15 protein-coding genes are annotated in these 13990 nt (G+C 55.6%); 9 read left to right on the forward strand and 6 right to left on the reverse strand.

The window, feature by feature from the left end:
* Positions 1 to 2: 2 nt before the first annotated feature.
* Together minD and minC are read right to left on the reverse strand one after the other, a co-directional pair.
* Entirely contained in the window at positions 3 to 815 is an 813-nt protein-coding gene (gene minD / locus OQV00_RS09530) for a septum site-determining protein MinD (protein WP_004863866.1), read from the reverse strand.
* 23 nt (positions 816 to 838) lie between these two features.
* The gene (gene minC / locus OQV00_RS09535; protein ID WP_004863864.1) at positions 839 to 1537 is read right to left on the reverse strand and encodes a septum site-determining protein MinC; all 699 of its coding nucleotides are present in this window, start codon (positions 1535 to 1537) and stop codon (positions 839 to 841) included.
* A gap of 126 nt (positions 1538 to 1663) precedes the next feature.
* Between minC and OQV00_RS09540 the strand changes: the two genes are divergently transcribed.
* The 3 genes from OQV00_RS09540 to OQV00_RS09550 all read left to right on the forward strand — a co-directional run bounded on the left by OQV00_RS09540 (position 1664) and on the right by OQV00_RS09550 (position 3163).
* Complete coding sequence (locus OQV00_RS09540) at positions 1664 to 1945, forward strand: YcgL domain-containing protein (RefSeq protein ID WP_004863862.1); 282 nt, start codon at positions 1664 to 1666, stop codon at positions 1943 to 1945.
* Between the two features lie 17 nt (positions 1946 to 1962).
* A complete protein-coding gene (locus OQV00_RS09545) occupies positions 1963 to 2622 on the forward strand; it encodes a fumarylacetoacetate hydrolase family protein (protein WP_004863860.1) in 660 nt (219 codons plus the stop codon).
* A 94-nt stretch (positions 2623 to 2716) separates the two neighbouring features.
* A complete protein-coding gene (locus tag OQV00_RS09550) occupies positions 2717 to 3163 on the forward strand; it encodes a YcgN family cysteine cluster protein (RefSeq protein ID WP_004863857.1) in 447 nt (148 codons plus the stop codon).
* Between the two features lie 77 nt (positions 3164 to 3240).
* Here OQV00_RS09550 and OQV00_RS09555 read toward each other — a convergent pair whose 3' ends face one another.
* The 3 genes from OQV00_RS09555 to nhaB form a co-directional block, all read right to left on the reverse strand.
* Positions 3241 to 3585: a TehB family protein gene (locus OQV00_RS09555; protein WP_004863851.1), complete on the reverse strand. Its 345-nt coding sequence runs from the start codon at positions 3583 to 3585 to the stop codon at positions 3241 to 3243.
* A 115-nt stretch (positions 3586 to 3700) separates the two neighbouring features.
* Positions 3701 to 4231, reverse strand: a complete 531-nt coding sequence (dsbB, locus tag OQV00_RS09560) for a disulfide bond formation protein DsbB (RefSeq protein ID WP_004863849.1) — start codon at positions 4229 to 4231, stop codon at positions 3701 to 3703.
* A gap of 134 nt (positions 4232 to 4365) precedes the next feature.
* Positions 4366 to 5916 (reverse strand): sodium/proton antiporter NhaB, encoded by a 1551-nt coding sequence (nhaB, locus tag OQV00_RS09565; protein WP_004863846.1) that lies wholly within the window; start codon positions 5914 to 5916, stop codon positions 4366 to 4368.
* 239 nt (positions 5917 to 6155) lie between these two features.
* Between nhaB and fadR the strand changes: the two genes are divergently transcribed.
* A complete protein-coding gene (gene fadR / locus OQV00_RS09570) occupies positions 6156 to 6875 on the forward strand; it encodes a fatty acid metabolism transcriptional regulator FadR (protein ID WP_004863845.1) in 720 nt (239 codons plus the stop codon).
* Between the two features lie 60 nt (positions 6876 to 6935).
* Here fadR and OQV00_RS09575 read toward each other — a convergent pair whose 3' ends face one another.
* Positions 6936 to 8468, reverse strand: coding sequence for a SpoVR family protein (locus OQV00_RS09575; protein WP_004863842.1), 1533 nt, complete (start codon positions 8466 to 8468; stop codon positions 6936 to 6938).
* Positions 8469 to 8789: 321 nt separating this feature from the next.
* On the opposite strand from OQV00_RS09575, the gene OQV00_RS09580 reads away from it, so the two are divergent.
* From OQV00_RS09580 to pagP, 5 genes are all read left to right on the forward strand, one after another.
* Positions 8790 to 10088: a D-amino acid dehydrogenase gene (locus tag OQV00_RS09580; RefSeq protein WP_004863841.1), complete on the forward strand. Its 1299-nt coding sequence runs from the start codon at positions 8790 to 8792 to the stop codon at positions 10086 to 10088.
* Between the two features lie 9 nt (positions 10089 to 10097).
* Positions 10098 to 11168, forward strand: coding sequence for a catabolic alanine racemase DadX (gene dadX, locus OQV00_RS09585; protein WP_004863837.1), 1071 nt, complete (start codon positions 10098 to 10100; stop codon positions 11166 to 11168).
* Between the two features lie 30 nt (positions 11169 to 11198).
* Positions 11199 to 11411, forward strand: a complete 213-nt coding sequence (locus OQV00_RS09590) for a hypothetical protein (protein ID WP_015584029.1) — start codon at positions 11199 to 11201, stop codon at positions 11409 to 11411.
* 321 nt (positions 11412 to 11732) lie between these two features.
* Positions 11733 to 13250, forward strand: a complete 1518-nt coding sequence (locus tag OQV00_RS09595; RefSeq protein ID WP_143722539.1) for an alpha/beta hydrolase — start codon at positions 11733 to 11735, stop codon at positions 13248 to 13250.
* A gap of 152 nt (positions 13251 to 13402) precedes the next feature.
* Positions 13403 to 13978, forward strand: a complete 576-nt coding sequence (gene pagP / locus OQV00_RS09600) for a lipid IV(A) palmitoyltransferase PagP (protein ID WP_004863830.1) — start codon at positions 13403 to 13405, stop codon at positions 13976 to 13978.
* The last annotated feature ends 12 nt before the right edge of the window (positions 13979 to 13990 follow it).

The following is a 13990-nucleotide window of genomic DNA, read 5'->3' on the forward strand; positions in this document are numbered from 1 at the left end:
ATTTATCCTCCGAACAGGCGTTTGAGGAAACCTTTCTTCTCTTCTTCAATGAAGCGGAAAGGACGTTCTTCTCCGAGCAGACGTTCAACCGTATCGGCATAGGCCTTGCCTGCGTCTGACGCGTCATCCAGGATAACCGGCTCACCCTGGTTTGATGCCCGCAGCACGGACTGATCTTCCGGGATTACGCCTACCAGATTGATACGCAGGATTTCCAGAACATCTTCCATGCTCAGCATGTCGCCTTTGTTGACACGACCTGGGTTGTAGCGGGTCAGCAGCAGGTGTTCTTTGATCGGCTCATCGCCATTTTCCGCGCGGCGGGATTTGGAGGCGAGGATACCGAGGATACGGTCGGAGTCACGAACGGAGGAGACTTCCGGGTTGGTGGTGATGATGGCTTCATCGGCAAAATAGAGCGCCATCAGCGCACCGGTTTCGATGCCTGCAGGGGAGTCGCAGACCACAAAATCGAAATTCATCTTTTTCAGTTCTTCGAGAACTTTATCTACACCTTCGCGGGTCAGCGCATCTTTATCACGCGTCTGGGAGGCGGGGAGGATATAGAGATTGTCGGTGCGTTTATCTTTGATTAACGCCTGATTCAGCGTGGCATCGCCCTGAATCACGTTGACGAAGTCATAAACGACCCGACGCTCGCAGCCCATAATCAGGTCGAGGTTACGCAGACCGATATCAAAGTCGATAACGACAGTTTTCTTTCCCTTCTGGGCCAAACCGGTAGCGATGGCCGCGCTGGAGGTGGTCTTGCCAACGCCCCCTTTACCCGAAGTCACAACAATAATGCGTGCCATAGAAATTCCTTGTTAAAAAGGGACTAACTCAACGGTTGAATAGTCAAAGCGGTATCACCCAGACGCAGGCGGGCCGCTTTGCCATAAAATTCGGCCGGGATATTATCACTCAGCCAGTATTCCCCTGCGATGGAAACCAGTTCCGCCGTGAGGTGTGAACAAAATATTTGCGCTTCTCTGTCGCCGCCTGCGCCCGCGAGTGCGCGTCCCCGCATCATGCCATAAACATGGATGTTACCATCGGCAATAAGTTCCGCACCGGCACTCACATGATTTGTAACAATCAGATCACAGTTTGGTGCATAAATGCGCTGACCGGAACGTACCGGCAGATCAATTAAACGCGTTTTTGTGATCGGATTAACAACTGGCGGCGGCGCGACCGGCTCTGGCGTCGCCTGGCGGGGGATTTTCTCTTTCCCTTCCGTCAGTAAAGGAATCCCGGTGCGGTCGATTTCCGTTTTCAGCCGCGGGATTTTGCAACCACTCACGCCCATAATCCGTAAACCGGTGCTCGCAATGGCTTCATGCATAGGGCGCCAGTCAACGTCGTTTTCGACATTGCTGATATTCACAACGACCGGAGCGTGACGTAAAAAAGCGGGAGCCTGGGCGATCTTGTCTTCTAACGCCTGACGAATAACCTCGGGATTTGCGTCGTGCAAATGAACGACAGATAAGGTGAAGCTACTGCCCTTAAGTTCGATTGGCGTATTTGACATCCTGGCCTTACTCAATTTGCTGTTTATCACCCGCCGAAGTGCGGTGATATTCCGAAGACTAAAAGGCATGTTATAGTCACTCATATATTGAGGCAAGTGACCACGGGTCTAATTCCGAGTAAAACTATGTTTTGTGTGATCTATCGAAGTACTAAACGTGAGCAAACCTATTTATATGTCGAAAAAAGGGACGATTTCTCACGCGTTCCTGTCGAACTGATGGCAAGCTTCGGCACGCCGCAGATGACCATGCTTTTACCGCTCGACGGACGGAAAAAGCTTGCCGGTGCCGATCTGGAAAAAGTCAAACAGTCGCTGATTGATCAGGGCTATTATCTCCAACTTCCTCCTCCGACTGAGAATCTACTTAAGAAACACCTGGCGGAACAGGGGAATAAATCTGATTAACCCACCGAGGGGAAATAATGTACCAACATCATAACTGGCAGGGAGCATTACTGGATTATCCGGTAAGTAAAGTCGTTTGCGTGGGCAGCAATTATGCAAACCACATTAAGGAAATGGGCAGTGCAATGCCGGAAGAACCGGTGCTGTTTATTAAACCTGAGACGGCGCTATGCGATATCCGCCAGCCGTTGGTGCTCCCCGAAGGATTGGGTTCGGTGCATCACGAAGTTGAACTGGCGGTGCTGATTGGCAGCACGCTGCGTCAGGCGACGGAAGAGCACGTGCTAAAAGCGATTGCGGGCTACGGCGTGGCGCTGGATCTTACCCTGCGCGATCTGCAGGGTAAGATGAAAAAAGCCGGCCAGCCGTGGGAAAAAGCCAAGGGCTTTGATAATTCTTGCCCGGTTTCCGGTTTTATTCCGGCGGCAGAATTTCATAGCGACCCGCAAAATACGCCGCTGAGCCTGAAAGTGAACGGCGATGTTCGCCAGCAGGGAACGACGGCCGATATGATCCATAAAATCGTTCCGCTGATTGCCTATATGTCGCGTTTCTTTACGCTCAAAGCCGGCGATATCATCCTGACCGGCACGCCAGAAGGCGTCGGGCCGCTGAGTAGCGGCGATGAGCTGGAAGTCGGCTTTAATGGTCTGACGCTCTCCACCCGCGTACTGTAACGTCCTTTTGCCGCCTTTGCGGGCGGCAAAACTTGCATCAGCGTGCCAGACTGGTTATAAGGTGCACCCTGAATGGCAATGACGGACATCCCCTATGAGCGAACAACTTTTCTGGCAGCAAAAAACACTTGATGAAATGACCGACGCGGAGTGGGAATCACTGTGCGACGGCTGCGGACAGTGCTGCCTGCATAAGCTGATGGATGAGGATACGGATGAGATCTATTTCACCAACGTCGCCTGTCGTCAGTTAAATATTAAAACCTGCCAGTGCCGGAACTATGAGCGACGTTTCGAGTATGAGCCGGACTGCATCAAGCTGACCCGCGATAATCTGCCAACGTTCGAATGGCTGCCGCCGACCTGCGCCTATCGCCTGCTGGCGGAAGGGAAGCCTCTGCCGCACTGGCACCCGCTGCTCAGCGGCTCGAAAGCGGCGATGCATGGCGAACGCATCTCCGTACGCCATATTGCGGTTAAAGAAGAGACGGTGCGCGACTGGCAGGATCATATCCTCAATAAGCCCGACTGGGCGCAGTAAAGCGTTACCGCTTGCTAACGTTTGCTAAAACCCGCCGCGAGGCGGGTTTTGTGTTTCAGGCTCTCTGAGCGGCGGGGTCAGGCTTTCTTAGCGTGAAACAGGCCGTTTTCGCCATGGCTCTCTTCTTCAACCCAGAAGTTGATATTGAACTGGGCATCATCGCTCATCTCGATGCGGTGCCAGTACTGCGGCGGGCTGGTGGCAAACTGGCCGGCGTTAATCACCACTTTGACTTCCGGTTCGCTTGCCTGTTCGTCAGCAAAGCCATAATAGGTGACGGTTCCTTCCATCACGCACAGCTGGCCGAAAACGCCGGCGGCGGTATTGTGGTGGCTGAGCAGGGCGGCGGGGACGTTCTGTTTGGTGAAAAATGGCGTGGAGCGTTTAACTTTCCAGTGAGCAGGAATACGCAGGTGTGACATCGTCGGCTCCTTAGTGGATACTTAAAAGATGCATTTAATATGCATCTTTTAAGGTGGCATCGTCAATCGACAGGCAAAAAAACGCCCCTGAAGGAGCGTTTTTACTACCACGAACTTAGCGGCCGAAGAGATCGCGTTTTTTCGGTTTGAAAGGCTGGGCAATCAGCACCAGCAGCGCCACGATCAGATAGGCGGCGAAGATCCCCACCAGCCACTGCGGCATCTCCAGTGTCAGAAACTCCCACTGACGAACGGAGCAGTCGCCGCTGGCGACGAACATCTGCGGGATCCATTTATCCAGCGGGAGCCACGTCGGAAAACGGGCGGCGAAATCGCAGGTCTGGAACGGGGAAGGGTGCAGCTGAATCATGGTGTGTTCCCACGCCAGCTGCAGACCGCGCAGCGCGCTGTATAGCCAGATGACCAGCGCCACATAGCGTAACGGCGTTTTTGGCGCGATGGCTCCGACAATACCGGCGCCCATAATGCCTAATAATGCACAACGTTCATAAATACACATCACACAGGGTTGCAGCAACATCACGTGCTGGAACCACAGTGCGACTAATTCAAGGATAAAAGCGGTTAACGCCATCAGGAGCCAGGCTCCGCGTCCCCTCGAGCACTGGTTTAAATATCGCAACATAGTCATTTCCCTGGAACATGCTAAATCATGGCAGTGTAAACGAAAACCGAACCGACGCCAGCAGCAAGCCCGAAAATATTACGTAAAAGAATTTTGACCTTCCGCCGATCGGCGGCGGAAGGTCGCTTTCGTATTCAGGGGAGCAGCGGCGTTACGATCCACTGATGATCGAGCATCCACTGGGTAACAGGCATCAATGTGAATTCAACGCACAGCAGCCCCACCAGGGTCATGACGATGGTGTAGGGCAGCGCCATCCACACCATGCGGCCATAGGAAAGGCGAATCAGCGGCGCCAGCGCGGAGGTCAGCAGGAAAAGAAACGCTGCCTGGCCGTTAGGCGTGGCGACGGAAGGCAGGTTGGTGCCGGTATTGATCGCCACCGCCAGCAGTTCAAACTGCGGCAGGCTGATAACGCCGTTGTGCAGCGCCGTGCGGGCTTCGTTGATATACACCGTGCCGACGAAGACGTTGTCGGAAATCGACGACAGCAACCCGTTAAACAGATAGAACAACGACAGCTGGGCGTGCGGTGAGGCCTGGAGGACAAACTGAATCACCGGCGTAAACAGGTGCTGGTCGATGATCACCGCAACCACGGCGAAAAATACGGTCAGCAGGGCCGTGAACGGCAGCGCTTCGGTAAAGGCTTTACCAATGGCGTGTTCATCGGTGACGCCGGAAAAGGTGGTGGCCAGAATAATCACCGACAGGCCAATCAGCCCGACTTCAGCGAGGTGCATCGCCAGCGCGGTCACCAGCCAGATGCCGATAATCCCCTGAGCAATCAGCCGCAGGCGATCCTGACGGCTGCGCTGCTGGCGGCTGCGATCGTCGAACTCTTGTAACACTTTACGTACGGCTGGCGGCAACGGCTCGCCGTAGCCGAACCGTTTGGTTTTCTCCAGCAGCAGGCAGGTCAGCAGGCCGCAGATCATGACCGGTAGCGTCACCGGCGCCATCCGCAAAAAGAACTCGCCGAAGTGCCAGCCCGCCGCCTTGGCAATAATCAGGTTTTGCGGCTCGCCCACCATGGTCATCACGCCGCCCAGCGCCGTCCCGACGCCCGCATGCATCATCAGGCTGCGCAGAAAGCCGCGGAACTGTTCCAGCACTTCACGATAATGCTGGTCGATGTGGCTATCGTCGAGGATATCGTTATCATCCGGGCGCGCGGAGGCGACGCGGTGATAAATGCCGTAGAAGCCAACGGCGACGCTGATCACCACGGCCACAACGGTCAGCGCATCGAGGAAGGCGGAGAGGAAGGCCGCGGCGAGACAAAAAGAGAGCGACAGCAGCATCTTACTGCGAATCCCCAGCAGCAGGCGGGTAAAGATAAACAGCAGCAGCTGCTTCATAAAATAGATCCCCGCCACCATGAACATCAGCAGCAGGAGCACTTCCAGATTGCTGGCAATCTCTTCACGGACATGTTCCGGGCTGGTCATGCCGATCATCACCGCCTCAATCGCCAGCAGGCCTCCCGGCAGGAGCGGATAACACTTGAGCGCCATGGCGAGGGTAAAGATAAATTCCACCACCAGCATCCAGCCGGCAATAAACGGATTGAGGTGAAAAACCAGAGGGTTAACGATTAAAACAATGATGAGAGTGAGTTTATACCAGTCAGGGGACTGGCCAAGAAAATTGCGCCACAGAGCGCGGCCATAAGACATTTCCACGACAGACTTCCTTCCCGTCAAATTAATGACATAATTTTACGTGTAACTATTCACAAGATTACCAGTTGAGCAAAACGGGAAGCAACTTACTTCGCCCCGCGTTCGCGCAATGACGGAGAGAACGAAAAGTTGAAAATGAAACGCCGATCCCCTTTTAATTACTTCCTGACGCTATCTGCTCTATAGCGGCTCTGGTATGATGAGTGGAATATGCAACGCTGTGTAATGGAAATCTAATTATGGTCATTAAGGCGCAAAGCCCTGCGGGTTTCGCGGAAGAGTACATCATCGAGAGTATCTGGAATAATCGTTTTCCCCCAGGCACCATCCTCCCCGCCGAACGTGAACTTTCTGAACTCATTGGTGTAACCCGCACCACCTTACGCGAAGTGTTGCAACGTCTGGCCCGCGATGGTTGGTTGACGATTCAGCACGGCAAGCCGACGAAGGTGAATAATTTCTGGGAAACCTCCGGGCTGAATATTCTCGAAACTCTGGCGCGTCTTGATCATGACAGCGTTCCGCAGCTGATCGATAACCTGCTGTCGGTACGTACCAATATCTCGACCATCTTCATCCGCACCGCGTTCCGCCAGCATCCCGACAATGCGCTGGAAGTACTTGCCAGCGCGCGGGAAGTCGAAGATCACGCCGACGCGTTTGCCGAGCTGGATTACAACATTTTCCGCGGCCTGGCGTTCGCCTCCGGGAACCCGATTTACGGCCTGATCCTCAACGGAATGAAAGGGCTGTACACCCGCATCGGTCGTCACTATTTCGCCAACCCGGAAGCGCGCAGCCTGGCGCTGGGCTTCTATCATCAGCTGGCGAAAGTGTGCGAAGAGGGGCTGCACGAGAAGGTTTACGAGATTGTCCGTCGCTACGGCCACGACAGCGGCGAGATCTGGCACCGGATGCAGAAAACCATGTCGGGTGATTTAGTCATCGGCATGCGTTAAGGTATGTTGAGGTTATAAAAAATGCCCGGCAAGTGGACTGTCGGGCATTTTTTTATCGTTTTACAGCGCGTTCTGGCGCGGCGGGCTGCGCTCCAGCAGCTCGATACTGCCATCGGCATTTTGTTGTTCCAGCAGGATATCAAACCCCCACAGACGATGGACGTGCTTGAGCACTTCGCGACGCCCTTTATCCAGCGGGACGCGGTTGTGCGGCACATAGCGCAGCGTCAACGAGCGGTCACCGCGTAGATCGACGCTCCACACCTGAATATTCGGCTCAAGGTTGCTGAGGTTGTATTGGGCGGACAGCTTCGAGCGGATCTCCCGATACCCCTCCTCGTTATGGATAGCGGAAATCTCCAGGTAGTTGTTATGATCGTCATCCAGCACCGTAAAGAAGCGGAAATCGCGCATGACCTTCGGTGACAGGAACTGACTGATAAAACTCTCGTCTTTGAAATCACGCATCGCGAAATGCAGCGTTTCCAGCCAGTCAGAGCCGGCGATATCCGGGAACCAGTAGCGGTCTTCTTCGGTCGGCGACTGGCAAATACGCTTAATGTCCTGGAACATGGCGAAGCCCAGGGCGTACGGGTTAATCCCGTTATACCACTGGCTGTTATAGGGCGGCTGGAATACCACGTTGGTGTGGCTGTGCAGAAACTCCAGCATAAAGCGCTCCGTCACTTTCCCTTCGTCATAAAGGTGATTGAGGATCGTGTAATGCCAGAAGGTGGCCCACCCTTCGTTCATCACCTGGGTCTGCTTCTGCGGATAAAAATACTGGCTGACCTTGCGCACGATCCGCAGGATTTCGCGCTGCCACGGTTCCAGCAGCGGCGCGTTCTTCTCCATAAAGTACAGCAGGTTCTCCTGCGGCTCTGAAGGGTAGCGGCGGGCCGACTCAATGGTCTTCTCTTCTTCCCGCTTCGGCAGGGTGCGCCATAGCATATTCACCTGGCTTTGCAGATACTCTTCCCGGCTTTTCTGCCGCGCTTTCTCCTCCTGCAACGAGATTTTTTGCGGGCGTTTGTAGCGATCGACGCCGTAGTTCATCAGGGCATGACAGGAATCGAGGAGCTTCTCAACCTCATCAACGCCGTAGCGCTCTTCGCAGTCGGTAATGTATTTCCGGGCGAAAATCAGATAATCAATGATCGAGCTGGCGTCGGTCCAGCTGCGGAACAGATAGTTGTTTTTGAAAAAAGAGTTGTGACCGTAGCAGGCATGCGCCATGACCAGCGCCTGCATGGTGATCGTGTTCTCCTCCATCAGGTAGGCGATGCAGGGATTGGAGTTAATCACAATCTCATAGGCCAGCCCCTGCTGACCGTGCTTATACGCCTGCTCGGTTTCGATAAACTTTTTACCGAACGACCAGTGCGGGTAGTTGATGGGCATGCCGACGCTGGAGTAGGCATCCATCATCTGCTCGGAAGTAATGACTTCGATCTGGTGTGGATAGGTGTCGAGACGGTACAGCTTCGCTACCCGGTCAACCTCGGCAAGGTAGGTTTCCAGCAGTTCAAAAGTCCAGTCGGGTCCATCGCTTAAACGAGTGGTGTCCCTGTTCATGGAATCAATCGTAGCCATTAGCGCGCCCTCGTTGTAGGTGGCTCTCTCTGTACGGAAAGCCTCTCATCAAGCATAGAACAGGGGATGACAAACTGCGCCTCCCGACAATTTCTTTTCTTCGCGATTTCGCAATCTTAAAGGCCTTATTTACCCAATGATGCAGAATATTATTCTGAGTAAAAATGAAGCGCAGCAGGAGATAGTAAATCTATAGGGGCAGTGCTGGTGCGGTTTGCTGTGAGTTAAGTCACCATAAATAAAGCGTATGTTGAATAATATTTTCAGCTGAGTTATCAATTTGTAATCAGATGATTGTTCTTTAACTATTACGGAGTCGCTATGCGAGTCGTCATACTGGGAAGTGGGGTAGTTGGGGTTGCGAGTGCATGGTATTTAAGCCAGGCGGGTCACGAAGTGACGGTTATCGACCGTCAACCCGGGGCGGCGGAAGAGACCAGTGCCGCTAACGCCGGGCAGATTTCCCCGGGCTATGCTGCGCCGTGGGCGGCGCCAGGCGTGCCGCTGAAGGCCATCAAATGGATGTTCCAGCGCCACGCGCCGCTGGCTATCGGTCTTGACGGGACTCAGTTCCAGTTGAAGTGGATGTGGCAAATGCTGCGCAACTGCGATACTCGCCATTATATGGAGAACAAAGGGCGGATGGTGCGTCTGGCGGAATACAGCCGCGACTGCCTGAAAGCGCTGCGTGAAAGCACCGGAATCCAGTATGAGGGCCGTCAGGGCGGCACATTGCAGCTGTTCCGTACTGAAAAACAGTATGAAAACGCCACCCGCGACATCGCCGTGCTGGAAGATGCCGGCGTTCCGTACCAGCTTCTGGAAGCGAAGCGTCTGCTGGAAGTGGAGCCCGCGCTGGCCGAGGTCAGCCATAAGCTGACCGGCGGTCTGCGTCTGCCCAACGATGAAACCGGCGATTGCCAGCTGTTTACCACGCGCCTGGCGGCGATGGCGGCGCAGGCGGGCGTCACCTTCCGCTTTAATACGCCGGTGGACGCGCTGCTGTATGAAGGCGAACAGATTGCCGGCGTGAAATGCGGCGCGGAAATCATCAAAGGCGATGCCTATGTGATGGCCTTTGGTTCTTACTCTACCGCGATGCTGAAAGGGCTGGTGGACATTCCGGTCTATCCGCTGAAGGGCTATTCGCTGACCATTCCGATTGCCGAAGAGGACGGCGCGCCGGTTTCGACTATTCTTGATGAAACCTACAAAATCGCCATTACCCGCTTTGACCAGCGCATCCGCGTGGGGGGGATGGCGGAAATCGTCGGCTTTAATAAAGATCTGCTGAAGCCACGCCGGGAAACCCTGGAGATGGTGGTCCGCGATCTGTTCCCGCGCGGCGGCCACGTCGAACAGGCCACCTTCTGGACCGGGCTGCGCCCGATGACCCCGGACGGTACGCCGGTGGTGGGCCGTACAGCGTATAAGAATTTGTGGCTGAACACCGGGCACGGCACGCTGGGCTGGACCATGGCCTGCGGTTCCGGGCAGTTGCTCAGTGATTTGATCTCAGGCCGTACACCGGCCATTCCGTATGATGATCTGGCCGTCGCGCGCTATAGCCCCGGCTTTACTCCGGCACGCGCTCAGCATCTGCACGGCGTTCATAACTAAGGAGTCTTCATGTCCCGTCCTGTATTGGCCAGCATTGATTTGCCGGCCTTGCGGCAGAATTTGCAGATTGTCCGGCGTGCGGCCCCCGCCTCGCGCCTGTGGGCGGTGGTGAAAGCCAACGCCTATGGTCATGGCCTGTCGCGCGTCTGGAGCGCGCTGAGCGGCGCTGATGGCTTCGCGATGCTCAACCTTGAAGAGGCGATCCTGCTGCGTGAGCACGGCTGGAAAGGGCCAATTTTGATGCTGGAGGGTTTCTTCCACGCCGATGAGCTGGCGCTTTTCGATAAGTATCGCCTGACCACCAGCGTGCACAGTAACTGGCAGATTAAGGCGCTTCAGCAGGCAAAACTCCACGCGCCGCTGGATATCTACGTCAAGGTCAACAGCGGGATGAATCGCCTCGGCTTTATGCCGGATCGCATTCATACCGTCTGGCAGCAGCTGCGGGCGCTGAACAACGTCAGCGAAATGACGCTAATGTCGCATTTTGCCGATGCGGAAAATCCGCAGGGCATCATTGAGCCGATGCGCCGTATCGAGCAGGCGGCGGAAGGACTGGACTGCCGGCGCTCGCTCGCTAACTCAGCGGCGACGCTGTGGCATCCTGAAGCCCATTTTGACTGGGTGAGGCCGGGTATTGTGCTGTATGGCGCATCGCCTTCCGGCCAATGGCAGGATATCGCCAATAGCGGCCTCAAGCCGGTAATGACGCTCAGCAGCGAAATCATCGCCGTGCAGAACCTGAGGGCGGGAGAGGCGGTGGGCTACGGCGGCCTGTATCGGGCATCCGGCGAACAGCGCATAGGGATTGTGGCCTGCGGTTACGCCGACGGCTATCCGCGCGTGGCGCCGGACGGTACGCCGGTGCTGGTTGACGGTGTTCGGACCCGCACGGTGGGCCGGGTTTCGATGGATATGCTGGCGGTCGATTTAACGCCTTGCCCGCAGGCCGGGATCGGTGCGCCGGTGGAGCTGTGGGGCAAAGAGATCAAAATTGACGATGTCGCCAGCGTCTGCGGCACCGTCGGCTATGAGCTGATGTGCGCGCTGGCGCCCCGCGTTCCGGTGGTGACCGGGTAACGTGCCTGAACGGCGCCATTCGCCGCTCTTATGAGCCAGAATTTCAGTAAGTTACTGGGATTCTGGTTTTCCGCTTACGCTCGTCAGGAAAACCGACGCCGTCGTAAGCCGGGGAAATACCCGCGTCAGCCGTGCGTTGGCGGCGCGGGCCCGCTGCTCATCCTCATCCTGCACGCCCCGGCCCGACCGCCGCAGGCCTGCCCGCAATACAACGTGCCGCTTGATAGCCACCTGGCGCCTTGATTCGATGTTGTTGCCTGCTACGATCTGCTTAGCGCAGGCTGGCATCGCCATAAGCACGGATAGCCCGGGCGGTCGGATAACATGACGCACTGCAAACCCGGAGATACGGTGTTCGACGGGACGGGGCCTTCCAGCGTGTCCGACAGATTTGGCAATATCAATACCGCCCCTCCCGATGGTGGCGCGGTCATCGACGGTCGTCATAAGCGCAGACAATAAAAATCAGCAACCGACTACTTCTGGAAACAACGTCCATCACATGACTACAATGCCCCGGCGAGCCAACGGTCGTTATGTACAGAACACAACACGGACAGCGATATGCCAATGATGAGATTTACCCGCCCCCTGATTAACGCTGGTTTAAAAATGGCCTCGCTGGGGAAAAAAATAGCGATTGGCCTGCTTATCGTTATTACCGTTTTTATTGCCGGGCGTATTTACGAAACGCAGCGAGGGCCTGCACTGCATCCGTGGCATACCTGGTCTGCCGATGAAATGTCGGCAGCAGAGATAGACCGCACAACCTTCGCTGGCTATCTGGGGCGAGAAGAGGCGATTTTTCGCGAGATGAAACTTGAGCTGATCGATACGCTTCCTGACGATCAAAAAACGCCGCTTAATCGTTTTTATGCCCAAAGTCAGGTCTACCCGCAACAGTTTCAGCCTGACTGGAATCGCTCCTTTGTGCTACTGCCGGAGGGAACGCCGCGCGGCGCCGCGGTGTTGCTTCATGGCTTGACGGACTCGCCGTACAGCGTGCGCTATCTGGCAAAAGCCTACCAGCAGGAGGGGTTCGTTGCCGTGGTACCGAGGCTGCCGGGGCACGGTACAGCGCCGGGTTCGCTGACCGCCGTTGACTGGCAGCAGTGGATGGCGACCACGCGACTGGCGGTACGCGAAGCGACCCGACTGGCCGGGGCGAACGTCCCGCTGCATGTTATCGGCTATTCCAACGGCGGCGCGCTGGCGCTGAAATATGCGCTCGACGCGCTGGATGATAAGGCCTTGCCTCCGCCGCAGCAGATAGTCCTGCTGTCGCCGATGATTGGGGTGACCGCGTTTGCCCGCTTTGCCGGACTGACGGGATTACCGGCGGTGTTTCCTGCTTTTGCCCGGGCGGCATGGCTGAACGTGGTGCCCGAGTTTAATCCTTATAAATACAACTCATTTCCGGTGAAGGCGGCCCGACAGTCGTGGTTGTTAACCCAGGCGCTGCAGGCGAAAATTGTCCAGGATTCCCGCAGCCAGCGGCTTGCTGCGCTTGCTCCGGTGCTGACTTTTCAGTCGGTGATGGACTCCACGGTCAGTACCCGGGCCGTGGTGGATTCGCTGTATCGCTATTTGCCGGAAAACGGCAGTGAGCTGGTGATTTTTGATATCAACCAGGCGGCGAATTTACGCGCGCTGTTTCGGCCTGCGGTCTACTCTGCGCTCAGTACGCTATTGCCGCCAGCGCCGCGCCGCTATCGCACAACGGTGATTACTAATGCTTCGCCTACCACCTACGAGACCGTCGCACGTACCACGCCAGCAGGCGCGCAAGAAGAGCAGGTGACGCGGCTGAACATTGCATGGCCGCAGGATATGTATTCGCTCTCGCACGTCGCGGTGCCATTCCCGATGAACGACTCCCTGTACGGTCGCGAGCCGACGGAGAAGAACCGTTACGGTATTAGTATCGGCACCATTTCGCTACGCGGAGAGACTTCAACCCTCAGCGTAGGGCTGGATACGCTGATGCGCGTCACCGCCAACCCGTTCTTCCCGTTTATGATGGACCGTATTCAGCAACATATTCGCGGCGCTTTCCCGCCTTCCCCTGAATCGGGATTATAATGCAGAGGACATTCTGTTATTTCCCGGCCGGCAACGATATACCTGTCTTAAGGGACGCCTGTTAGCCGCAAAAATGGCGGCGGTGATATTTGCAAAGGGTGTTTATTCTTCCCGGACGAAATCGTTACCGGTGATTTTTTAAGGAAAAATCTATGCAACATTGTCGGCTGATAGTGTGGGCAACCCTGGTGATTTTCGCCACTGCGGTACAGGCTGAAGACCATGTTTACGGCGAACAGCGCATCAGCGGCTGGTGGAACTGGCTCAAAAACGATGTTTCGCAAACCTGGAATCAGCCGCAAAATTATGACCTGTATCTGCCGTTTCTTAGCTGGCACAACCGTTTAACCTACGATAAAGAGAAAACGGATAACTACAACGAGATGCCCTGGGGCGGCGGCTTCGGTCTCTCTCGCTATCACGATGACGGCGACTGGAGCTCGCTGTACGCCATGATGTTTAAGGATTCGCATAACAAGTGGCAGCCGATCGTTGGCTACGGCTGGGAGAAGGGCTGGTATCTGGATAGCCGCCAGGATTTCCGCCTTGGCCTTGGCGTGACCGCCGGGATCACCGCCCGCGATGATTTCGCCAATTACGTGCCCTTACCGATTATTCTTCCCTTGTTTTCCGCGAGCTATCGGCGACTTAGCGTACAGTTCACCTATATTCCTGGCACCTACAATAACGGTAACGTCCTGTTTGCCTGGCTGCGCTATGGTTTTTAAACCCGGCGTCAG

The sequence above is a fragment of the Klebsiella sp. DY2415 genome (genome assembly GCF_026314315.1).
GTDB lineage: Bacteria > Pseudomonadota > Gammaproteobacteria > Enterobacterales > Enterobacteriaceae > Klebsiella > Klebsiella ornithinolytica.

What these genes read in the sequence shown, in the direction of transcription:
- OQV00_RS09590 (WP_015584029.1), top strand. Translation starts at nt 11,199, where the DNA reads ATGAGCCAGAATTTCAGTAAGTTACTGGGATTCTGGTTTTCCGCTTAC.
- OQV00_RS09545 (WP_004863860.1), top strand. Translation starts at nt 1,963, where the DNA reads ATGTACCAACATCATAACTGGCAGGGAGCATTACTGGATTATCCGGTA.
- dsbB (WP_004863849.1), bottom strand. Translation starts at nt 4,231, where the DNA reads ATGTTGCGATATTTAAACCAGTGCTCGAGGGGACGCGGAGCCTGGCTC.
- fadR (WP_004863845.1), top strand. Translation starts at nt 6,156, where the DNA reads ATGGTCATTAAGGCGCAAAGCCCTGCGGGTTTCGCGGAAGAGTACATC.
- OQV00_RS09575 (WP_004863842.1), bottom strand. Translation starts at nt 8,468, where the DNA reads ATGGCTACGATTGATTCCATGAACAGGGACACCACTCGTTTAAGCGAT.
- pagP (WP_004863830.1), top strand. Translation starts at nt 13,403, where the DNA reads ATGCAACATTGTCGGCTGATAGTGTGGGCAACCCTGGTGATTTTCGCC.
- dadX (WP_004863837.1), top strand. Translation starts at nt 10,098, where the DNA reads ATGTCCCGTCCTGTATTGGCCAGCATTGATTTGCCGGCCTTGCGGCAG.
- minC (WP_004863864.1), bottom strand. Translation starts at nt 1,537, where the DNA reads ATGTCAAATACGCCAATCGAACTTAAGGGCAGTAGCTTCACCTTATCT.
- OQV00_RS09550 (WP_004863857.1), top strand. Translation starts at nt 2,717, where the DNA reads ATGAGCGAACAACTTTTCTGGCAGCAAAAAACACTTGATGAAATGACC.
- OQV00_RS09580 (WP_004863841.1), top strand. Translation starts at nt 8,790, where the DNA reads ATGCGAGTCGTCATACTGGGAAGTGGGGTAGTTGGGGTTGCGAGTGCA.
- minD (WP_004863866.1), bottom strand. Translation starts at nt 815, where the DNA reads ATGGCACGCATTATTGTTGTGACTTCGGGTAAAGGGGGCGTTGGCAAG.
- OQV00_RS09555 (WP_004863851.1), bottom strand. Translation starts at nt 3,585, where the DNA reads ATGTCACACCTGCGTATTCCTGCTCACTGGAAAGTTAAACGCTCCACG.
- OQV00_RS09540 (WP_004863862.1), top strand. Translation starts at nt 1,664, where the DNA reads ATGTTTTGTGTGATCTATCGAAGTACTAAACGTGAGCAAACCTATTTA.
- OQV00_RS09595 (WP_143722539.1), top strand. Translation starts at nt 11,733, where the DNA reads ATGCCAATGATGAGATTTACCCGCCCCCTGATTAACGCTGGTTTAAAA.